Source organism: Paenibacillus sp. ALE2 (assembly GCF_054113385.1).
The window spans coordinates 1053055-1075668 of the sequence record NZ_CM134213.1 but is presented as its reverse complement, the minus strand read 5'-3'; the positions used below and the strand labels follow the sequence as shown (position 1 = coordinate 1075668).

The following is a 22614-nucleotide window of genomic DNA, read 5'->3' as shown; positions in this document are numbered from 1 at the left end:
GCATTGATAATCACACGGGAGTATTTCAAGTTTTTCATACGGTTCCCTCCCTTCCTTGGAATAAGCTCTGAACTAGGCATGGTGGGGGTTGGTTTCTTGTTGATTATCCTTATTTCTTTTTACGACCATCACATTTTGGATAAACAGGAACATCCCGAAGTTCATGACGACATCTCCAATACTAATCACCTGCGTGCGGGGATAGGGCTTGGAAAGGGGAATGATGTCACCAAGCAATGATAAACGTGTGCTCGCATCCATCATGTAATGTTTCGAGATGACACTGCCGGATTTAAGCATATCTGTATAATAGGGACCCAGTACTTCAGAAGCGCTCAGCGAGACCGGCATCCTGCCGCCATTCACTGCCATAACGATAAAATTCATCAACACGCCGATTAAAATAAGCTTGAATCCCTTATGATGTCTGTTCAACCAGAGAAATATCAATCCGACCACGTAGACTCCCATAAATAGATACCCATTAATGGCTGCCAGCCAAGCCCACTTTTCCTGAGCATAAAAAATAATGAATTGAACCACCAGCAGCAGGGGGAACATCCAACCGGCTATAAGGCGAATATGACTGAAACGGATCAGACCTTGCCGCCAGCCTCCTCTAAACAGGCCTACAATGAGACCCAGCAGCACTCCATCATAGACCATTATCATTCTCCAAATTCTACAATTTTTTTGTTTTGGTTACCGTGTAATTCGACCTGAAATTGGTAAATTCCTGCCTGATTTATAGCAATTTTGAAAAAAAATCGCGGATTAGCGTGTAATTATTCGAAGCCAGACGAAATGAATGATATCATAATATATTGAAGTCATTATTTATATTTTAGTGAAAAGGATGATTATTATCATGAATCGGTTATCCAATACGGTAATGGTTGCCGCAGATATGACCAAATCACGAATATTATGGATTGCCTTTGTTCTGGGTGCATTAAGTGCCTTCGGACCATTGTCCATAGATATGTATTTGCCGTCACTGCCTACATTAGCCGACAATTTGCATACGACTACTTCGCTGGCACAGCTTAGTTTGACAGCCTGTCTGTTGGGACTGGCCGTTGGTCAGATCGTTGCTGGTCCGCTTAGCGATGTGAGGGGTCGCAGAGGACCGCTGGTGATTTCGCTTATTCTGTACGCCGCGGCATCGCTGTTATGTGTGTTTGCTCCAAATATCGCTGTGCTCATTGCGCTTCGCTTTATTCAAGGGCTTACGGGATCGGCGGGGATCGTGATTTCCAGAGCAGTGGCCCGTGATCTGTACTCGGGCAAAGAATTGACACGCTTTTTCTCACTGCTCATGCTGGTGAATGGTGTGGCTCCCATTGCTGCACCTGTGCTGGGCGGAGTCATTTTGAATTTTGTTTCCTGGCGCGGTGTTTTCATGGTGCTGTGTGTAGTTGGTGTGGCCATGCTAATTGCCGTTGTATTGGGTCTTCCAGAAACGTTGCCAACGAACCGTCGTTCATCCGGTGGCTTGAAGCAGACGCTAGGAACACTCGGTCATCTATTTGCAGATCGGCGCTTTATGGGTTATGCCCTCTCGCAGGCACTGATTACAGGGGCGATGTTTGCGTACATCGCTGGCTCGCCTTTCGTGCTTCAGGATATTTTCGGGGTTTCTCCCCAGACGTATAGCATCATTTTTGCGGTGAATGGTTTGGGGATTGTACTGTTTTCCCAGTTGACGGGTAGACTCGTGGGTCGATTTAGCGAACGACAATTGCTCTTGTCAGGTCTGATAATTGCGGCTGTAGCCGGGATCAGCTTGCTTACCGTAGCTTTTACCGGAGGCCAATTGTTAGCTGTATTAATTCCGATGTTTTTTGTCGTATCCTGCGTAGGTATTGTGAGTACAACGACGACTTCATTGGCCATGCAGAGTCAGCAGCGTTCCGCAGGCAGTGCGTCCGCCATGCTTGGCTTGCTGCCTCTATTGCTGGGCTCCATCGCTTCACCGTTGGTAGGCTTGGGTAGTGGAACAACCCCCGTACCGATGGCGGTTGTTATTGCTATAGCTGAGCTTGGTGCGCTGTTAAGCTTTGTTGTACTTGCCAAGGAAGCACGCTCAAAAGTGTGAAACAAGGCAAAATGGTGACATTTTTCAGGAATGTTGACATACCCCATGGGGGTATATTATGATGGGGGATATATTAAATGCATGAGTGCATTACACCACACAGGAGGCTGATGTATGGCTGAGGAGCAACCTGTTTCCCAAACTGAAGTCCACGGGACTCATTGTGGAACAGATGGGGAGAAGACAGTTAGAAAAAGTCATCATTCGGCGGAATTCAAGAACAGCCTTGTATCCCGGTTAAACCGTATTGAAGGGCAGGTACGCGGGATTAAGGGCTTGATTGAGAAGGACACTTACTGTGACGATGTGCTGAACCAGATTGCGGCTGTTCAGTCGGCCCTGAATGGTGTCGGCAAGCTACTGCTGGAAGGGCATATGAAAAGCTGTGTCATTGAGCGCATGCAGGCAGGAGAGCAGGAAGTGATTGATGAGCTGCTGGTTACGGTTAAGAAGCTAATCCGTTAAAAGTAGCAGATATACACATTATGGGTATGGACGTACCCTTGAGGAGGAAACGAAAATGGCACAAGTTACATTGAACGTAGAAGGCATGAGCTGCAATCATTGCGTGAAAGCCGTAGAAGGAGCTTTGGAAAAAGTAGGCGCTACCGGCAAGGTCAACCTCGAAACGAAACAAGTAAGTGTAGAATATGACGAATCCAAGCTGAGTGTTGAAGCGCTGAAAACAGCCATTGAAGACCAAGGCTATGATGTTGTTTAAGATTAAGATGCTGTATGATGCGTGAACAGATTTGTTCGAAGAAGAAGCTTCCTTGTAAGGAGCTTTTTCTTTTTGAACACAATATACCCCACTGGGGTATGTAGAAGGAGGACTACCATGGAAAACCGTGCGACCGACGGTGATAAGCATACAACACTTCATATTACGGGGATGTCCTGCGCAGCCTGCGCAAGCCGTATTGAAAAAGGTTTAAACCGAATAGACGGAGTGGCGCAGGCTAATGTGAATTTGGCATTGGAGCAGGCGTCTATATCCTATGACCCCAAGCAGGTGGAAATCCCTGAATTCCGCGATAAAATTGCTTCTCTTGGTTTTGGAACTGTGAGTGAAGAAGCCAATTTGAATGTGACGGGCATGACTTGCGCAGCCTGTGCAGCTCGAATTGAAAAAGGATTAAACCGAATACCAGGCGTAACAGGTGCTACGGTTAATTTGGCGATGGAAACAGCTCATGTGGAATATGCTGCTGGGAGTACTACGGTTAGTGATCTGGTAAGCAAGATTGAACAGCTGGGCTACAGAGCGATCCCACAGAGTGCTGAGGACAATATTGCGGATGTTCGCAGTAAGGATATCCAACGTAAAAAATGGAAGTGGATAGTATCGGCAGTGCTGTCGCTTCCGTTATTGTGGGCGATGGTGGCTCATTTTTCCTTTACCTCATGGATTTATGTACCGGAACTGTTCTTGAATCCATGGTTTCAACTTGTACTGACAACACCCATTCAGTTCATCATTGGATGGCAGTTTTATGTGGGCGCGTATAAAGCGCTTCGCAACGGCAGTTCGAATATGGATGTGTTAGTTGCACTGGGTACGTCTGCGGCTTATTTTTACAGCTTGTACCTTACCCTGCGTCCGTCTGATGTCATGGAGGGAATGGCGGGAATGCCTGTCATGACCATGCCAGAGCTGTATTACGAGACAAGCGCGGTACTCATTACGCTTATTCTGGTCGGCAAATGGTTCGAAGCGGTAGCCAAAGGACGTTCGTCTGAGGCGATCAAGAGCTTGATGAACCTACAGGCGACAACGGCACGTGTGGTACGTGATGGACAAGAGCTAGATATACCGATTGAACAAGTGCGTGTAAAGGATATCTTTATTGTGCGTCCAGGAGAGAAAATTCCCGTCGATGGTGTAGTCGTGGATGGGCGTTCGGCAGTGGATGAATCCATGTTAAGTGGCGAGAGTCTTCCGGTTGAAAAAGGAGAGGGTTCCCCAGTCACAGGAGCCACGCTCAATAAAAACGGAATACTTCGTATCCAGGCTGAGCGTGTGGGTGGTGATACGGCGTTGGCCCGTATTATTAAGGTCGTGGAAGATGCGCAAAACTCCAAGGCCCCGATTCAGCGGATTGCGGATCAAATCTCGGGTATCTTTGTTCCCATCGTAGTTGCTATTGCCGTGATGACGTTTCTCGTCTGGTTTTTCCTTGTGACACCGTCTGATTTTGCAGGATCATTGGAGAAAATGATTGCAGTTCTCGTCATTGCTTGTCCTTGTGCGCTCGGATTGGCTACCCCAACGTCCATTATGGCAGGATCGGGACGTGCCGCTGAGTACGGTATTTTGTTCAAGGGCGGCGAGCATTTGGAAATGACCCGTTCCGTCAACGCAGTGATTTTGGATAAGACAGGTACGGTTACGAACGGCAAGCCAGAGCTAACGGATGTTATGGTTGGCGCAAGCAGCCTGGCTGAAACGGATTTGCTGCGATTGCTCGGTGCGGCAGAAAAAGGCTCGGAGCATCCGCTGGCAGAAGCTATTGTAAAAGGGATTGCTGATCGAGGTATTGAGCTAGTGAGCCCGACGGATTTTGAAAATATTCCGGGTTATGGTGTGAAGGCCTCTGTGGAAGGCAAGCAGGTATTGGTGGGCACACGCCGGTTAATGAGCAGGGAAGGCATCGCGATTGATGACTCAACCGAGCAGCAAATGAATGAACTGGAAGGCGCAGGGAAAACGGCGATGCTTGTCGCTGTGGATGGTTCCTATGCCGGATTAGTGGCCGTCGCGGATACAATTAAAGAAACGTCACGAGAAGCTGTTGCCCGTCTGCGGGCGATGAACATTGAAGTCATCATGATTACGGGTGACAATGAAAGGACGGCGCGGGCCGTTGCCGCCCAGGCGGGAATTGAACGGGTGCTGGCGGAAGTGTTGCCTGAAGGAAAGGCCGAAGAGGTAAAGAGACTTCAGGAACAGGGCAAGATCGTAGCCATGGTCGGGGACGGTATTAACGATGCGCCGGCGCTGGCTACAGCTCATATAGGGATGGCAATGGGTACGGGTACGGATGTGGCTATGGAGGCTGCCGATATTACGCTCATGCGTGGTAACCTAAATAGCATTCCGGACGCGATCGAAATGAGCCGGCGGACCATGACAAACATACGGCAAAATCTGTTCTGGGCGCTCGGTTATAACGTGATCGGCATTCCGATTGCTGCTTTAGGCTTTCTTGCTCCATGGTTGGCGGGAGCGGCCATGGCATTCAGCTCTGTTTCGGTCGTGCTGAATGCGCTGCGTCTCCAGCGCGTGAAGCTGTAAATGTTTTGATGTATTAGGCAGACGCATACTGCTGGATATTTGCAGCAAGATCGATTTGTAATTTGGAGCAAGTACGCACAATTTTAGCTTTGTGCGTACTTGCTTTTTTGCTAAGTTTTTCATTTGTCTAATCCATGGTGCCATCTTTCATCGCGTCAGGTTGCTTATCATTGGCGAAAGTTTCATAATATTTGTAGGAGTGCCATGCAAACATGCAAAAACCTACTCGTGTACTCACAGCTTGAAGCAGATAAAGAGCTTATATTATGGATTAGGAGTGAAGCCGTCATGAATGATACGATTTCCTTGTTGATGAACCACCGGTCTGTTCGAAAATTCAAGTCAGACCCCATTACCGACGAGCAGCTCGCAGCTATTGTGGCAGCTGGCCAAATGGCATCCTCGTCCAGCAATGTGCAGGCATATACCGTTATTGCCGTTACCGAGCCTTCCTTAAAAACAAAACTGGCCGAGTTGGCAGGAGGGCAGGCTTATGTTGAGCAATGCCCTACATTTCTGGTGTGGTGCGCAGACCTGTATCGTTTGAAGCAGGTGACGATTCATCATCAGCCAGGCCAGCCTTCCTACGAAGGGTCCGTCGAAAATTATACAGTTGCAACCATTGATGCCGCGTTAGCTGCACAAAATGCAGCGGTGGCCGCTGAATCACTCGGCTTGGGCATCGTTTACATCGGGGGCATTCGTACTAAAATAGCAGAGGTATCCGAGTTGTTAGGGTTACCAGAGCTGGTATATCCAGTGTTCGGTATGTGCATTGGTGTACCGGATCAGGAAACGGGCTTGCGTCCACGTCTTCCACTGTCCGGTGTTTTGCATATGAATGGTTACGATAAAAATCAGACGATGAAAGCTGTAGAGGTATACGACCATACATCAGCTGAATATCTGAAGGAACGTACGGGCGGTCAACGCTCTACACCTTGGTCTGAGCAAATGGCGACGAGATTGACCGAGCCAGCGCGTTTGCAGTTGAAGCCATTTTTGGAACAGAAGGGTTTCTTGAAGCAATAAAGTGGAGCAACGTCAAAAAACGTTGCAATGGATGAGCCGCATTTTAAGCAACACGTGTATGTAAAATTACAAGAACCTCCTTAATTACGCATGATAAAGTATCGCGTATATAAGGAGGTTCTTTGCTTTGACTACAAGTTATGGTTGTGAGCCTTTTAGTAAATAGCTGATATGCCTTTATGAATTGGACAGGGAGTAGAAGCGGCTCGTATTATCATAAAACAATTGACGGACAGTAGCTTCATCTTGACCGGTCAGCTTGCTATACTCGCAAATGACCTCGGCAGTCATCCGTGGATGTGTCTGCTGTCCGGTAAAAGGGCCCTCGAATGGCCATGGGCCGTCTGTCTCTGCCATGACCTGATTAGACGGATACTGTCTTGCCAAACTGCGGATTTCTTCTTCGTACAGGAGATCCGGTGTGAAGGACACATAATAGCCATTACGGGCCATACGTTCGGTCGTGGCGGCAGAGCCCTTGAACCAGTGAAAATGCGCCTGCGTAACGCCGTGACGTTCCAAGAGGTCGCAGGCCATGTCTGCATCTTCATAAACGGCGTGCAGCACGATGGGTTTGCTATGCTTGCTTGCAAACTGGATAAAACGCTCCAGTAGCACTATGTAGGGAGCGAGGTCAAAAGCATCTCCGCTGCGTGAGGCTTCCAGCCGATTGTAATAGGGCAAGCCGACTTCACCCACCGCGACCATCTGGTGTACATGTTCGTCCATCCAGTGGAACAACAGGTCAAGCTCGGCTTGTGATGGCAGAGCCTGTTCTGGATGAAAGCCGAAGGCTGGACGTACTAGCCTGGGCCAACGCTCAGCTAGGCGCAAGTTGGCTTGGCTGGAGGCTAGATGCATGGACACGGCTACGATGGCTTCTACATGGTTGTCGACAAGCGAAGCGAGCAATAGCTCCTGTTGTTCAGGTGGGTAGCTGTCTACATGAATGTGTGCGTCGATTAAGGGAACAGTTGCTGTCGCGTTCAATCTCAATGCAGAGTGCACATTCCAATCATTCATAATGGTTTACCCCGCCGTCAGAGGTGTTTTTACGGACACTTTCAGCGGTGTCCATATCGCCGTCCAGTTTGTGCTTTTCCTCACGCATCCAGCCAGTCATTGTCCGCTTCCATTCCATAAAGCGTGGATCGAGGGTGATTTCTTCCCTACGCGGGCGAGGAAAAGGAACGTCTACGACATGCATCACTGAAGCAGGTCGCGCCGACAGCACATAAATGCGGTCGGAGAGCAACAGCGCTTCTTCAATGCTGTGGGTAATGAACAGCACAGAGCGGCGGTTCTTCTCCCACATCCGCAATAACCATTGCTGCATGTCTGCACGTGTCAGCGCATCGAGTGCGCTGAACGGCTCATCCAGCAGCATTAATTCCTGTGGGCTAAGCAGGGCACGAAGAAAGGCCGCACGTTGCTGCATGCCACCAGATAACGTATGCGGATACGCCTTCGCGAACTTGCCCAGCCCAACCTGCTCAAGCCATTGCAAGGCTTCTTTGCGCCGTTCACGTTCGCTGACGTATCGGGAGTCCGCTGCTGCATCCTTTCGCGGTGCGTTTTCCTGCCCGAGTAGTATGTTGTCCAGCGTGGTGCGCCAGGGGAAAAGGGCGGGCTGCTGCGGCATATAGCTAATATGACCGCGTTCACCAGTCACGTCCTGTCCATGCATACGAATACGTCCCTGCTGCGGCTTGAGCAGCCCGCCGATGATGTGAAACAGCGTACTTTTGCCACTGCCTGACGGACCAATGAGGGAGACAAATTCGCCCGGTTTAACGGTAAGGGATACATCCTGTAGTACAGGCAGTGAGCTTCGCTTTTCCCGGAAGGCGAGGCTGATCCCGTCCAATTCCAAAGCAGGAGGAGCAGGTGTCATTACCTGCGGTTCTCCGGCTTGTTGCTGTTCATCAGCCACGGGTGGTGATGTCAAGTCAGTCGGATGCAGACTCATATGTGCCACGTCCTTTCATTAATGCTTTAATGCAATATGTGGAGGCTATTCTTGATCAGGCTTCCAGCGCACCAACCATTTCTCCAGTAGTAGAATAACGACAAACATCAGTAAGCTGAGTGTAACAATAATCCCGATAGCGGCAAAAATGAGATCCGTACGATAGGCAGATTTTTGCAGCAACATATAATATCCAATTCCTTCACTGGCCCCAATCCATTCGGCAATAATCGCGCCCATCACACTGTAGGTAGCAGCGATTTTAATGCCAGAGAAGACTTGTGGCAGAGAGTGTGGCAGCTCCAGCTTCATAAAAATAGCCCTGCGGCTTGCACCCGACATCCGCATGTAGTTCATCATCATACGATCTGTCCGTGTCAGCCCGTCCATGGCTGCTACAGCCACTGGAAAAAAGCATACTAATGTAATGACCATAAGCTTGGGCAGCACGCCAAAACCGAACCATACCATGAGCAACGGACCGAGGGCGATGATCGGAATGTTTTGGCTAAGGATCAGGAGCGGGTACAGAGCAGATTTGAGAAAAGGAATCGTATGGAGAACGATGGCGATCAGCAGTCCTGTTGCTGTCCCTATAGCAAATCCCGCAAGCGTCAGGCGAATCGTAGCCCATGTATGGGCACCAAGCAACGCCGACTGCGCCATACCCTCTTGTACGATTAGGGATGGAGCTGGCAGCAGCCAGGATTCAATATGTAAATAGGAAACCGCTCCCTGCCAAGCCGCTAAAAAGAAGAGGACCGCCACAAGGGGCGGCCATACGCTTTTCCACCAGGATGCGTTCTTGCCTTTCGGATTCATGGGCGATACTTCTCGGTCAGCTTGTTCATGCTGATGCCCTGTGGGTTATGTGCAATTTTGATCTGTGAAATGACGCTGGGACTTCCAGCTTCCGTCAAAGCCTCGTGCATTTCTTTAACCACTTTCAGCAACTCGTCGAGCTCGCCCTCCATGGTCGTATCCAATGGATTCACCTGATGTTTGACACCGGAACGCTGGATGACCTCAATCGCCTTGTCTACATAGGGGTAAGAGTCTTCGTTATTAGGTGTTTTAGGGATTACTTGAATGCTGAGCAGTGTATTAGCCATGTGAATTTCACCTGTCCTTTATTGTTTAAGTTATTAGGAAAATAAATTGGTTTAAGGCGGGGAGACCGCTTCGCGTTTCATTTGATCCTACGATCGCTGTTGCCATGGGATTCTTTGAATTAAATTTTAAAGGTAAGAATTCCCTAAGTGTATGCTTCCGAAGCTAGCTTTCCTAAAGAAAGCTTCAGGCGAACGCTTCGCTTCTCCAGATTCAAATGAACCGCTCCGCTACCAACCGCCTTAAAAGCACTTTAGTTTTTTGATAGGTTGTGTGGCATTTTTACACACAAAGCGCGTAGTGGCGCTTCGTTCACTTCTCTAGTCAAGTCTTATTTAGCGTTTTAACAAAATGATCAACGCTTGGGCAAGAAGTCGTTTGTGAAGGCCTTATCGACTTCCAAAGGTTTGCTGAGCAGCTTGCGTTCATACATCCAGTCCGAGTAGTTTTGCCATACCTCTGCTTTTTGTAAGCCCCATTGCGTGGCATCGTCCTGATAACGCGGGCTTAGCCATTTTTGGCTAGCAAGTACCAGTTTTTTGTCCAGCTCTGGCACAGCTTTAGTTAAGATATTCGCCGCTTCTTCTGGATGGGCGATAGTGTATTCATAGCCTTGTGCGGTAGCATCCATGAACGCTTTGACTAGGTCAGGATCATTTTTTATCGTCTGTTCATTGCTCACAATTACAGGTGTATAGTAATCGAGACTTTTGGAATAATCTTTTACATACAGCATATCCAAGGGCTCGCCTCGAAGCTCGGCCTCAATCCCGGTCCATGCGTAGAAAATCCAGGCAAAGTCAATATCCCGCTTCACGGCTGTAAAATAGTCTGCATTGCCCATATTGACGATTTTCACTTTGCTCACATCACCTTGGTCTGAATCCATGATGGATTTCATGACCGCTTCTTCTACAGGAGAACCCCAGCCGCCGTAGCTTTTACCCTCGAAATCTTTCGGGCTTTTAATTCCGCGGTCTACCGGAGCTGCGAAGCCAGAGGTGTTATGCTGAATCACCGCAGCGATGGATACGAGCGGTACGCCTTGGATGCGAGCCTGAGTGACGCCTTCTTGATAGCTGATACCAAAAGGTGCAGCATTCGAAGCAACCATTTGGTCGGCTCCTCCTGAACCTGGTTGAACGATTTGGACATTTAAGCCTGCTTTTTCGTAAAATCCTTTGTCCTTGGCGACATAGAGTCCCGTGTGATTCGTATTGGGTGTCCAGTCGAGCACGACTTTAACATCTTTGAGCCCCTTTGCCGAGGTAGACGTTGAAGTGTCGGCAGCAGGAACCTCCTTTTGAGATGTAGGGGGATTGCCGCCGCAAGCGGTCAGAGTCATAGCCATGAGCCACAGACTGATCAGACCCAGGCTTAACATTTTCATGCGCTTCATCGTTGTGTTCTCTCCTTTTTAATTACCCGTTATCCGTCCAATCAGACAGTTTATATTCCCCATTTTCACAAAAATCACATCTGCCGGAAGCAATCTTTCCAACAACTTTATCTTCAACAAAAAAAGCGTCCCGAGATTCCGGGACGCTTGCGCTTGTATATACCAAAGTAAGGGATGTCCTGTTTTAATAAAAGGCACATCTTGCTTAAGCATTCCTACGCTGGCATTACCCAGATCAGGTTGTAAGGGTCAGTGTCTTGGGACACACTCTCAGCCGGCCGATTCCAGCACCCCTGGCATTGTATGGTTTAATGGGTTCGTTTATTCGGGTTTACTACGACGATTATATGCCTTGAAAGCGGGTCTGTCCAGCTTTGAGGAAGCGCTCACGGTTCATTTGCCGAACGACAGGGTACACTTTTACTGTGAGCTTTGATCTGAAAATGAACATGAATCATTCAGATCTGTTTGGTCATGTTATTTTTAGAACAGCTACACTGTATGTTTAGGAGAGCTGGTGCCAAGTGGCATAGCCCTATAGAATTCTAATTCGTAAAAAGGAGTTGTTGTACTGTGGGTAAAACGGAGACACTGGATCGCAGTCAGCTGGAACAAGCCATTGTGAAGGCTTTGGATAACAACAAATTTTGCTCGTTAGGTACGGTAGAGGGCGGAAAGCCGAAAGTACGCTATATGGCCCTTTTTAACGATGGAATGAACATTCATCTGGCGACGGATCGCAAAACACATAAAGTGGATGAGCTAAAGGACAATCCGAATGCTTATTTGCTGCTGGGCTATGAAGTGGGTGGCACGAAGGAAGTCTTGGAAGTGGAGGCTACCGTCCAGATTACAGCTGATGAGGGGTTACGCAAACAAGTGTGGAATGATTCTCTGAAAAAATGGTTTTCCGGACCAGATGATCCCGATTATGTCATTTTAGACGTCAATCCAACTCGTATTGAGTACGTGGGTCAACAAACGGAGCGCCAGGTGTGGACGAAATAGAAACAATATAAACGGACAAGCCAGTAAATTTCCAATTTTTTTAGGAGATTTACTGGCTTTTTTTATAAGCAAAATAATTATTTTTTCATAAATATTTTAAGCAAATGACTACTCTTTTGTCTGGCGTTGGATTAAAATAGGAATGGTGGGTTCAAAGCTTACATATATGTGCAAAAGTATGTATATGAGGCATACACCTTAATGAGGAGGGGTATATTTTGTTATTTCGTAAAAATTGGTTTAGAGGGTTTACAGCAGCAGTTGTAGCTTGTAGCCTACTGGTGTTTTCAGCCGCTCCATCCTGGGCAGCTAGCAATTCTCGCGATAGCGCTACGGTGAATTTGCGGATCATGGAGACAACGGATATTCATGGAGCGCTCATGAATTATGATTATTATTCGGACAAAGAAACCAACGAATATGGCTTGATTAGGACAGCAAGCTTGATCCAACAAGCGCGTAGTGAAACAAGAAACAGCATGCTGTTCGATAACGGTGATTTGCTGCAGGGCAATCCATTAGACGATTATATGGCCCGCAACAAAACCTTTGAGAAAGAAGGCGGTGTTCATCCGGTCTATAAGATGATGAACTTGATGGACTATGATGCGGCTACTGTCGGCAACCACGAATTTAACTACGGTCTCGATTTTCTGGACAAATCGCTCAAGGGTGCTGATTTTCCTTACGTAAATGCGAACGTTTATGTTGATAAAGGGGGGCAAGCTACTAAAAATTATTTTACCCCTTATCAGATTCTTGATAAAACAGTAACAGATGAGAAAGGCGAAGAGCATACACTCAGAGTGGGTGTTATCGGTCTAGTAACACCTCAAATTATGCAGTGGGATGAAGCTAATTTGAAGGATAAGGTCGTTACAAAGGATATCGTGGAAACAGCCAAAAAGTTTATTCCACAAATGAAAACAGAAGGTGCTGACATTATTGTTGTGCTTGCACATACAGGCTATGAGGATGTGCCGCAAACACCAATGATGGAGAATGCCGTTAAGTATTTGAGCCAGGTGGACGGAATTAACGCGATTCTGTTTGGGCATGCTCATAAATCTTTCCCTGGCCCTGATTTTAAAGATATGAAGGGTGTAGATCTGGATAGAGGAACCATTAATGGCGTGCCGGCCGTGGAAGCTTCTTCATGGGGTAAGGATCTGGGGATTATTGACCTGAGCCTGGAAAAGAAGAAAGACGAGTGGAACGTAATCAACTCTCAGTCTCAAGTGCGTCCAGTTGTGAGTACTACCAATCAGTCTGTGCAGTTTACTCCTGAATTTAAACTGATTGATGCGATCAAAGAAGAGCATCAAGGAACGCTGGATTATGTTCGTCAACCTGTCGGAACAACGACTGCACCGATTACCAGCTATTTTGCATTAGTACAGGATGACCCGTCCATTCAAATTGTGACAAATGCACAGAAATGGTATGTTCAAAACCATCTTAAAAGAACCGAATACGAAAATCTCCCCGTATTATCGGCAGGCGCTCCATTCAAAGCCGGTGGTCGCAACGGTGCCGAGTATTATACCAACATTCCTGAAGGTACAATAGCGATTAAAAACGTGTCCGATCTGTATGTGTACCCGAACACGGTTCATGCTGTAGAAGTTACTGGTGCTGAAATTCAGGAGTGGCTGGAGTGGTCTGCGGGTCAGTTCAACCGCATTGATCCTAGCAAAACTGAGGAACAATCGCTGATTAACAAAGATTTCCCAACCTACAATTTTGATGTGATTGACGGTGTGAATTACCAGATTGATGTAACTCAGCCTGCACGATATGATGCCAAGGGAACTATTATTGATTCTTCAGCCCATCGTATCAAGGATCTGCAATACAACGGGAAGGCTATTGATCCTGCACAGAAATTTATTGTTGCGACCAATAACTATCGTGCTTCCTCCTCCAAACTGGCCAACCCAGATGGCAAACGTATTGTGATGGCAGCACCAGATGAAAGTCGCCAAGTCGTTGTTGATTATATCCGTACGAACGGAACGATTAATCCGTCAGCGGACGGCAACTGGTCTATTGCTCCTTTTGGTCAGGCCAAGGTTACTTTTGAGTCCTCTCCTGATGCCAAAGACGTGCTGGCCGGAAATCAACAAATTTCATACTTGAGCAGCGCGGCAGACGGGTTTGCCAAATACAGCTTGAAAGCTGGCGCTAAGCCTAGTGCAGCAACGACCTCTGTGAAGGAAGCTGCGGCACCTGCGAAAGCAACCGCGAAGCCAGCTGTCAAAACAACTAAACCTGCGGCTGCAAAACCGGCTAAAACAACGAAGCCAAAGGCGTCCAAGTAACTTGGGATTTTAGTCTCCACTCCATAACAGAATGAAGCAGTAAGTCTCTTTAAATAAGAGATTTGCTGCTTTTTTTGATGCCCAATACAACAGTACCGTGTTTATTATGAGTGTAAAAAAGGCTTTGTTTTTGTCGAATATGTACTTAAGTCCTAAGTTGTTGTTCGGAATAAGCTTATTTTTTGTCAAAACACGTAATTATATAGTACTTTTGTTCTAATTGTTTGTGATATAATGGTGAAAAAACCGGGAAATTGTTCCGAGGAGGACCATTATGACTTGCAGCAATTGCAGCATCATATTACCTATTAAGGATCAAGGATTGCTGAAAATTAGGCATTCTAGGGTGTCGCTTACTCCAGCATTAGAGGGCTTGGGTATGCTATCGGAACAAATGAAACCAGAATATTGGTGTGAGGATAACATCGTGTTTCGCTACGACAGCCGTTCACAGTTGGAACAGCTAGTTAACGGACTGGCTCGTCTGCCGCAGGAGTGCTTGGACCGAATGCAAGTTGTGGTGACTGGTTTGCAACATGTTGAGGGATTTGAGGACTGGCTTTTATTTAGTCAATTGCAAGCTCGACTGCAACATCCGGATCTGGTGAGTATTATTAAGAATCAAAACTTTACCAGCCATATGCAGCCTATTGTTGACTACAAGCTGAATATCATCGGCTTTGAGTTTTTGCTGCGTCCATCACAGCCCGATAAGTCTTTTCAGCCTTTCCGATTGTTTGAAGTTGCTCGTGAAGCTGGCTTGCATGCTCATTTGGATCGCTCGGCTCGTATTTCCGCCATTGAAAAAAGTGCGACATGCCTTCCGACGGGAATTAAACGATTTATTAACTTTCTCCCTTCAACCATTTATAATCCGGCTTATTGCTTGAATCACACCTTTGAGACAATTGATCGGTTATCCATGAATACGGAGGATTTTGTGTTTGAGGTCGTAGAGACGGAAGAAATAGACGACCTGAATTTTTTGCATCAAATCTTTGAACAATATCGTACACGGGGAGTTTCGGTGGCACTGGACGATGTAGGGGCAGGCTATTCTACGACAGAGCTTATGAATTGCCTCCAGCCCGATTATGTTAAAATTGACCGCAGTATAATTGATGGCTGTCACAGTAACAGTGATCAAAAACGCCAAATTACTGGGATAGTGGAATCGGCTTTTCGTTTTGGTGGTCAGGTGTTGGCTGAAGGTGTAGAGCAAATGGAGGATTTTGAATTTTGTCGTGATGCAGGTGTGTCGCTAGCTCAGGGTTATTTGTTTGGTAAGCCGGAGCCTACTCCACCATCCAATTTTATACTTAGTAGAGTAGTGTAATCTGAAATAGCGTATTCTATAAAGAAATCGACACAAATAACCCGACGATCTATGGTCACCGGGTTATTTGATATTTTTAGAACAATTACATCTTAATTATATTCTTTGCACTATTGAGGCGACCCATGTGTCCATCTAATGTTATTACGATTATAGTGTGATCACGTATAAACCCAGCGGAGTAGTCGCGCTACCTGCAACCATGAAGCTAAGAGAATAGCTCGACTGGCCAGGCGGGACGCGGATGTCAGTCAGTCGGCATACCTTGGTATTATCTTGTAGCAAGGGGATACCGTATACATGACCATCTACGCGTACAGACCCGGCGAATGCACCTCCACGTGGATTGGCGTAAATTCGTACGGTACGTACCTCACTACTGTGATTAACGATAGGAATGGTTGCGTTATATATTGTTCCGAATTGTCCGCGATTATCAAGCGCAGGCCCCAGCTCGCTGCGTTCCCCTGTAAACAGTAGATCGGCAGGAGTTTCGCCGTTCAGTTTCTTAGTGGCACATGCTCGGTAGTTGGCGCTTTCTCCTACTACATACTCCGGCATACGCGCATTTGTTTCAGAAAAGGACCATACGCCCCGTGGATGCGCCTGTGGAGGGGGTACAGGAGGGAGCGCATCCTCATGAATCTCGCGCAGATCAGTCTGCGTATCTTTGCTGACTACGGTGCGAATCACATAGTCCAGCGTACCGTGGCCTTCGGCATATTCTACCGTGAGGTCATAGACGAATCCGGCCAGTGATCCTTCGGGTAGCTCAAATTCCTCCAGCAAGGCGGTGCCTCTGCCGAATTTGTGACGGTCTACTGGCTTCAGACGTTTCATCGTACCCGCCAAACAGCTTTTGGCAATAGATTGCCCGACATCAATAATCCAGTTGCCATCCTCAGGTACAATCTCCAGGGCACGTTCAATATGGCGTACTTCCAGGCGGGCCGTGCTTTTATTCTCTATGGTGATCCCCAGTTTAACAGAGCTGCCGATTTTGTTATAATGCCAGCCGAAAATTCGGTGCTTGACTGTCCGGGTGGTGGTGTGAACCACATCATGCCACAAAGTGGCTTGCTCGGTAGGTACCGTCACGTGGGTAAGCGTCTCCGGGTTATCACTAAGCATCAGGCGGCGTGTTCCCCCCTCAGTGGCTGACTCCACATCCACATGGATGTTGGGCGGGATCACAGCAGTTTCCACAATCAGATCCTTTGGCTCCTTGGGTCGATGGTTCATATCAATTCCTCCCTAAATTCAAGAATGGCACCGCTTTGGGTTCAAGTATATGGGTAGTTCATAAATATAGGTAACGCCAAGTCCATGTATACAACCTGTTTTTCAAAAAAAATTAAAAAAAACATATCGTAGGCTATAGCAGCTCTGCTTGTGTACCTAAGCAAGCTTACAAGTCCCTCATTTTCCTACACCGACGATTCGCATACAGGTATTGCGTGTATGTTAAGAGCATAAGCTATTGGATGTACAGAGAAGATACAGGAGGGAAACATGCCTAAAAAAATATGGTGGAAGGAAGCTGTTGTTTATCAGATATACCCGATCAGTTTTCAGGATTCTGACGGAGACGGAAAAGGGGACCTGCGCGGCATTTTGTCTCGGCTGGATTATCTGTCTGAGCTGGGTATTGATGTGATCTGGATTTGCCCGATATATAAGTCGCCCAATCACGATAACGGATATGATATTAGCGATTATTATGCCATTATGGATGAGTTTGGAACGATGGAGGATTTTGATGAACTCCTTCATCAGGCGCATGAACGAGGTATCAAAATTATGATGGATTTGGTATTAAACCATACGTCGGATGAGCACCCGTGGTTCACGGAGTCACGCTCGTCCAAGGATAATCCGAAGCGGGACTACTACATATGGCGAACAGGCAAAAATGGCGGATATCCGAACAACTGGGAATCGTATTTCTCCGGTTCTGTATGGAAATATGACAAGCTTACAGACGAATATTACATGCATCTATATTCCGAGCATCAGCCGGATCTGAACTGGGAAAATGAAGAGATGGTGGGTGAACTCTATCGTATGGTGGAATGGTGGTTAAAAAAGGGAGTCGATGGCTTCCGCTTTGACGCCATTGCCCATATTGTCAAAGCCGAAGGACTGCCGGATGCGCATAATCCTGACAAACAAACCTTGGTGCGTGCCTATCAGCTCTTTTCCAACCTTGAACAGGTACATGTACTTCTACGGATGCTGAACGAAAAGGTACTGGAGCGTTATCCCTTAATGACGGTTGGTGAAACGTCCGGTTTAGGGCCAGAGCAGGCACTGGATTATGTGGGAGATCAGCGGCATGAGCTGAATATGGTGTTCCAGTTTGAGCACATGTTTATTGATGCCCAAGGGTTAGGAACGGAAAAATGGAAGTACAAGTCGTGGACGCTGGTGGAACTGAAAAAAATAATGAGTAGTTGGCAGACGGTGCTTCATCAGGAAGGATGGAATGCCAATTATCTGAACAATCATGATCAACCGCGGGCTCTCTCGCGTTTTGCGAATGATGGCCAGTACCGTGCGGAATCAGCTAAAATGCTGGCAACCTTCACACATATGCTTGAGGGTACGCCTTATATTTATCAGGGTGAGGAAATTGGAATGACGAATATTGCCTTCCCGTCGATTGATGATTACCGGGACGTAGAAACATTGAATTATTATGAGCAGCAACGAAAGGTCGGTGAGCCAGAGGAGCAGATTATGGCCGCGATCTGGCGAAAAAGTCGGGATAATGCACGCACTCCCATGCAGTGGAATGCCGGACCTGCAGCCGGATTTACCGATGGAGAGCCGTGGATGAAAATTAATGATAACTACACGCACATTAATGCAGAGGCGGAAAGAAATAATCCGAACTCGATTTATCACTATTATCGCAAGTTGATTGCTCTGCGCAAACAACATGAGGTCATAGTCTATGGCGAATACAAGCTGTTGTTGCCACTTGATACAGAACTGTATGTATTTGCGCGCATGCTGGGACAAGAGCGTTTGCTAGTCATTCTGAATTTTTTTGACCGTGATCCAGTGTTCCACTGGCCCGACGGTGAGGAGTTTCCTATCGCCAAGGCGGAGCTGCTTCTCTCCAACTATGAACCGGTAAAAGGAGAAAATTTGCACGCTTTGAAGCTGCGCCCTTATGAAGCTAGAGTGTATAAGCTAACCTTAAAATAAATGTTTGTCATCCTTAAGATGCTAAAAAGAAGGGGAGGCTCATAGAGGAGCCTCCCCTTCCTTAGCGTTGGACTACACAGTTACTGTTTCAGCCAATTCGCGTATTTTGGCGATAATCCGTTCTTCTTGATTTTCCCCCTCATTAGGGATAGATTCAGTCGCGTAGGCAGCCAGTTCAGCATGATGATGAATCATGATGGCATGGTGTGCCTCTTTGAACATTGGAATATCATTCGCATCATTACCAAAGGCGATAAATTGACGAGGCTGCACACCTAGCTTCTGAAGCGCGTTCCATTTATGGATATTCTGTGGGCTAATGTCCAGTACCTGTTCATTGCGGTGTTGATGAATGACCACACCCAGCGGTAGAAGCTTAGCAGCCAAGCCTTCCATATCGTCAGCAGTTAAAATGAGTATTTTTACAATAGATTTCAGGGCCGCCAAAGGCAGCTTTTGCGCCAACTTGCTAACATCCACATTGTTGAGTATGGGATGATCAGCTGGGCCTGTATACGCATAATCCCACTCACTGTCAATCAAGTAGGTAGCTTGGTGTTCCTCCAGCAGTGGGAGCAGAGCATTCTGTACTTCCGGAAGAAAGGACTCTACGTATTTTACACTGCCATTTTGGGAGATCATTGAGCCGTTACCGCCAATCAGGGTATAGTTGTGAAAGCGTTCAGGAAGTACAGGCAGCATGTCGCGGATTGGTCGTGCCGAGGCAAAAATGACTTCATGTCCCGCTTGAGTTAACTGTTCCAAACAGCCTGCAATCTTATCCGACACACACTGCCCCTTGAAGCAGATCGTCCCATCCAAATCAAACACAAAGTGCATAATAGATGTACCTCCAAAAAAGTGTTCTCCAAATCGTTTCTTACGTCATTATATCCATGACCTTCCTTATTCGTAAACTAAAAAGCCCGATTCACACTGTCTGCTAGAGCAGATGTGGATCGGGCTGATGACGGTATTAAGTCATTAAGTTAGAGCTATTTTTAGTGATAATGCTTAACTTTAAGGTCATCCAGGCTTTTGAACTCATATCCTTGCTTACGAGCCTCGTCAATGATCGAGCCAAGTGCCTCGGCATTATCCTTGGATACGGAATGGAGCAAAATGACCGCTCCAGGGTGGAGCTGCTGCATGACTTGGCGATAGGCATAGTCCGTTCCTCGCTGAATATTCGTGTCCCAATCCTTGTAGGCTACCGACCAGAACACACTCGTATATCCGGCTTCTCGACAGGATGCCAATGCTTTTTCATTAAAAATGCCACGCGGTGGCCGGACATATTTCATTTCCTTTTGCCCGGTCAGCTCTGCAGATGCAGTTCGTACCCGATCCAGCTCAGATCGAATCTCTGCCGAAGAGATGGTGCTCATATCAGGATGGCTCCATGAATGGTTTCCGATAATATGGCCTTCACTCGCCATGCGGCGCATTAAATCCGGTTGGTCTTTTACAAAATGCCCAGTAACAAAGAAGGCGGCCGGAACCTTTTTCGCTTTCAATACATCCAGTACCTTGGGAGTATATCCATTTTCGTAACCGTTGTCGAAAGTAAGAAATAATTCTTTCTTAGTCGTATCCCCCAAAAAGATGCCGCCTTGTCTTTCAATCAGGTGCATAAAGCCTTCTTGTGCGATGGAGGGCAGCTCGCCGCCCTTGCTTTTTTTAAACCCAAAATGATACGGTTGTCCGTCCACAGCTTGGGTAGCTGATGCCGATTCTCCCATAACTGTGGACATTCCCATCATTGCAATGCATAGCCACAAGGTCAATATTCGCTTCATCTATGTTCCTCCGCTTCCGCCCCGGTTCGGGTAAGATGTGTATACTTCGGCATATTCCATACCATCTGCAATATCATGTTCATTTATGCAAAGAAAGAAATGCTTGCACCAAACTTAAAACACATATTGACATCAATATAAAATCGAAGTAGTATACTCTATAAAACTTACTAAAATACTCGGATTTAATTCGAGTATTCATGCCATAGGAAAGAAATCAACTCAGAGAGATCTTACATACTTGATGGAGCGGAAGGAGTTAGGAGCTATGATTGAACTTAGGAATGTATCCAAAACCTATGTAAGAAAAGGCTTAAGCATTCAAGCGTTAAAAAATATAAATATCACAGTAGATAAAGGAGATATCTTTGGTTTTATCGGATTTAGTGGTGCAGGGAAAAGTACGCTTATCCGTTTGGTCAATCGTCTGGAGAAAGTAACGACTGGTGAGGTTCTTGTCGAAGGGGAGAGCTTAAATGCCTATTCGACCTCCGGGCTGCGAAAAGTAAGGAAAAAGATCGGAATGATTTTTCAGCATTTTAATCTGCTGGAATCGAAAACAGTATTCGAAAACATTGCCATTCCATTGGTGTTGCTCAAGCGCAACAAGCGGGAAATTGAGAGGCGTGTAACAGAGTTGCTGGCATTCACAGGATTATCGGATAAGGCAAATAGCTATCCCAGCGAGCTTTCCGGCGGGCAAAAGCAGCGTGTCGGGATTGCGCGGGCGCTTGCGAGCAACCCGTCCATTTTGCTCTGTGATGAGGCAACCTCGGCACTTGATCCGCAGACCACGCAGTCTATTCTTGATTTGCTTCGCAAAATCAACAAGGAATACAAGATCACCATCTTGATCATTACCCATGAAATGTCGGTGATTCAGCGGATTTGCAATAAGGTGGCCGTCATGGAAAAGGGAGAAATCATTGAGCAGGGCAACGTGCTGGAGGTATTCGGACAGCCGAAGCATCCAACGACGCAAAGCTTTGTACGCACAGTTATTCATGATCAAGTGCCGGATAGTGTACTGCAAACGTTCGAGCAGCAAGAGTCGCAACGCATCTACAAGCTGGAATTTATCGGACAGGCAGCTTCCGACCCAGTGGTTCATGAATTGATTCGGAAGCACGATATCCATGTGAACATTTTGTTTGCCAACATGACGGAGATTCAAGAAACGACGATTGGCTATATGACACTTCAATTGCGCGGTGAGCAGCATGCCGTTCAGCAGGCTGTTGATTTTATCAAGAGCAAAGGAGTTCATATTCAGGAGGTGGAGAGTCTATGATGATTACAGGTACCACGATAACTTGGGATCAACTGTGGGAAGCTTTGTATGAATCCGTGCTCATGGTCAGCATATCATTATTTATTGGCGCTCTAATTGGTATCCCTATCGGTATTTTACTCGTCGTCACCCGTCCAGGCGGAATTTTGGAGAACAAATGGCTGTACAGTATTTTAAATCCGATCATTAACATTGTTCGTTCCTTACCGTTTATTATTTTGCTGATCGCGATCATTCCGTTAACCCGTCTGATTGTGCATACATCCATTGGGACCAGTGCGGCGATTGTCCCCTTAATTATTTATATAGCACCCTATATCGGTAGGCTGGTCGAAAATTCGCTGTTGGAGGTCAATCCGGGGATATTGGAGGCAGCAGATGCGATGGGAGCAACTCCGTTTCAGGTCATTCGATACTTTTTGCTGCCCGAGGCATTCAGTTCTCTGATTTTGTCGTTAACGACAGCCGCCATTGGACTGATTGGTGCAACGGCTATGGCTGGTGCGGTCGGCGGCGGCGGCATTGGTGATCTGGCGATAGCGTATGGCTATCAACGTTTTGATACGCTGGTTATGCTCATAACCGTCGTCATTCTAGTCGTGTTTGTACAAGGGGTTCAATCCTTGGGCAACCTGCTCTCTCGCAAAGCACGCAGGGGTTAATGAACAAAACGGATATTCACATATGTAGTTGGCATGTTAGGTTTTAGCATTATTCCATTATCCAAGAGCATCCTCGCTCAC

General features: G+C 46.9%; 20 protein-coding genes and 1 riboswitch. Of the genes, 11 read left to right on the top strand and 9 right to left on the bottom strand.

The features are described from left to right. Positions 1-72: 72 nt before the first annotated feature. Entirely contained in the window at positions 73-666 is a 594-nt protein-coding gene (locus ACXHJ1_RS04540) for a DUF5317 domain-containing protein (protein ID WP_017427192.1), read from the bottom strand. A 202-nt stretch (positions 667-868) separates the two neighbouring features. Here ACXHJ1_RS04540 and ACXHJ1_RS04535 point away from each other — a divergent pair, with 202 nt between their 5' ends. The 5 genes from ACXHJ1_RS04535 (at position 869) to nfsA (ending at position 6425) form a co-directional block, all read left to right on the top strand. Further along, positions 869-2098, top strand: coding sequence for a multidrug effflux MFS transporter (locus ACXHJ1_RS04535; RefSeq protein WP_019685926.1), 1230 nt, complete (start codon positions 869-871; stop codon positions 2096-2098). Positions 2099-2212: 114 nt separating this feature from the next. Continuing rightward, on the top strand, positions 2213-2563 hold the full coding sequence (locus ACXHJ1_RS04530; RefSeq protein WP_457905683.1) for a metal-sensitive transcriptional regulator: 351 nt from the start codon (positions 2213-2215) through the stop codon (positions 2561-2563). Between the two features lie 55 nt (positions 2564-2618). After that, positions 2619-2819 carry a copper ion binding protein gene (locus ACXHJ1_RS04525; protein WP_016818841.1) on the top strand — a complete coding sequence of 67 codons (201 nt, stop codon included), beginning with the start codon at positions 2619-2621 and terminating at the stop codon, positions 2817-2819. Positions 2820-2936: 117 nt separating this feature from the next. Then, positions 2937-5393, top strand: a complete 2457-nt coding sequence (locus tag ACXHJ1_RS04520) for a heavy metal translocating P-type ATPase (protein ID WP_457905682.1) — start codon at positions 2937-2939, stop codon at positions 5391-5393. Positions 5394-5681: 288 nt separating this feature from the next. Continuing rightward, positions 5682-6425: an oxygen-insensitive NADPH nitroreductase gene (gene nfsA, locus ACXHJ1_RS04515; protein WP_013369076.1), complete on the top strand. Its 744-nt coding sequence runs from the start codon at positions 5682-5684 to the stop codon at positions 6423-6425. Positions 6426-6602: 177 nt separating this feature from the next. Here the strand turns inward: nfsA and ACXHJ1_RS04510 are convergent, their stop codons facing one another. The 5 genes from ACXHJ1_RS04510 to ACXHJ1_RS04490 all read right to left on the bottom strand — a co-directional run bounded on the left by ACXHJ1_RS04510 (position 6603) and on the right by ACXHJ1_RS04490 (position 10903). Beyond that, positions 6603-7448 carry a TatD family hydrolase gene (locus ACXHJ1_RS04510; protein ID WP_457905681.1) on the bottom strand — a complete coding sequence of 282 codons (846 nt, stop codon included), beginning with the start codon at positions 7446-7448 and terminating at the stop codon, positions 6603-6605. Next, positions 7441-8394, bottom strand: a complete 954-nt coding sequence (locus tag ACXHJ1_RS04505) for an ABC transporter ATP-binding protein (protein ID WP_457905680.1) — start codon at positions 8392-8394, stop codon at positions 7441-7443. Before ACXHJ1_RS04505 ends, ACXHJ1_RS04510 begins: the two co-directional genes overlap by 8 nt. A gap of 45 nt (positions 8395-8439) precedes the next feature. Further along, entirely contained in the window at positions 8440-9216 is a 777-nt protein-coding gene (locus ACXHJ1_RS04500; RefSeq protein ID WP_044787782.1) for an ABC transporter permease, read from the bottom strand. Then, positions 9213-9506 (bottom strand): MTH1187 family thiamine-binding protein, encoded by a 294-nt coding sequence (locus ACXHJ1_RS04495; protein ID WP_016818835.1) that lies wholly within the window; start codon positions 9504-9506, stop codon positions 9213-9215. Before ACXHJ1_RS04495 ends, ACXHJ1_RS04500 begins: the two co-directional genes overlap by 4 nt. A 353-nt stretch (positions 9507-9859) precedes the next feature. After that, on the bottom strand, positions 9860-10903 hold the full coding sequence (locus tag ACXHJ1_RS04490) for an ABC transporter substrate-binding protein (protein WP_123796678.1): 1044 nt from the start codon (positions 10901-10903) through the stop codon (positions 9860-9862). A 195-nt stretch (positions 10904-11098) separates the two neighbouring features. Next, a riboswitch (TPP riboswitch) is annotated at positions 11099-11208 on the bottom strand. Positions 11209-11476: 268 nt separating this feature from the next. Here ACXHJ1_RS04490 and ACXHJ1_RS04485 point away from each other — a divergent pair. The 3 genes from ACXHJ1_RS04485 to ACXHJ1_RS04475 all read left to right on the top strand — a co-directional run bounded on the left by ACXHJ1_RS04485 (position 11477) and on the right by ACXHJ1_RS04475 (position 15568). After that, complete coding sequence (locus tag ACXHJ1_RS04485; protein WP_016818833.1) at positions 11477-11911, top strand: pyridoxamine 5'-phosphate oxidase family protein; 435 nt, start codon at positions 11477-11479, stop codon at positions 11909-11911. Between the two features lie 218 nt (positions 11912-12129). Beyond that, a complete protein-coding gene (locus ACXHJ1_RS04480; RefSeq protein WP_457905679.1) occupies positions 12130-14232 on the top strand; it encodes a bifunctional 2',3'-cyclic-nucleotide 2'-phosphodiesterase/3'-nucleotidase in 2103 nt (700 codons plus the stop codon). A 274-nt stretch (positions 14233-14506) separates the two neighbouring features. Then, positions 14507-15568 (top strand): EAL domain-containing protein, encoded by a 1062-nt coding sequence (locus ACXHJ1_RS04475; protein WP_044787778.1) that lies wholly within the window; start codon positions 14507-14509, stop codon positions 15566-15568. Positions 15569-15718: 150 nt separating this feature from the next. Here the strand turns inward: ACXHJ1_RS04475 and ACXHJ1_RS04470 are convergent, their stop codons facing one another. Continuing rightward, a complete protein-coding gene (locus tag ACXHJ1_RS04470; protein ID WP_457905678.1) occupies positions 15719-16810 on the bottom strand; it encodes a hypothetical protein in 1092 nt (363 codons plus the stop codon). Positions 16811-17080: 270 nt separating this feature from the next. Between ACXHJ1_RS04470 and ACXHJ1_RS04465 the strand changes: the two genes are divergently transcribed. Then, positions 17081-18781, top strand: a complete 1701-nt coding sequence (locus tag ACXHJ1_RS04465) for a glycoside hydrolase family 13 protein (protein WP_457905677.1) — start codon at positions 17081-17083, stop codon at positions 18779-18781. A 72-nt stretch (positions 18782-18853) separates the two neighbouring features. Here ACXHJ1_RS04465 and ACXHJ1_RS04460 read toward each other — a convergent pair whose 3' ends face one another. Then, positions 18854-19621: an HAD-IIB family hydrolase gene (locus ACXHJ1_RS04460; protein WP_457905676.1), complete on the bottom strand. Its 768-nt coding sequence runs from the start codon at positions 19619-19621 to the stop codon at positions 18854-18856. 161 nt (positions 19622-19782) lie between these two features. Beyond that, on the bottom strand, positions 19783-20580 hold the full coding sequence (pdaA, locus tag ACXHJ1_RS04455; protein WP_016818827.1) for a delta-lactam-biosynthetic de-N-acetylase: 798 nt from the start codon (positions 20578-20580) through the stop codon (positions 19783-19785). A 268-nt stretch (positions 20581-20848) separates the two neighbouring features. Between pdaA and ACXHJ1_RS04450 the strand changes: the two genes are divergently transcribed. Then, complete coding sequence (locus ACXHJ1_RS04450; RefSeq protein ID WP_016818826.1) at positions 20849-21871, top strand: methionine ABC transporter ATP-binding protein; 1023 nt, start codon at positions 20849-20851, stop codon at positions 21869-21871. Then, positions 21868-22533, top strand: coding sequence for a methionine ABC transporter permease (locus tag ACXHJ1_RS04445; RefSeq protein WP_016818825.1), 666 nt, complete (start codon positions 21868-21870; stop codon positions 22531-22533). Before ACXHJ1_RS04450 ends, ACXHJ1_RS04445 begins: the two co-directional genes overlap by 4 nt. The last annotated feature ends 81 nt before the right edge of the window (positions 22534-22614 follow it).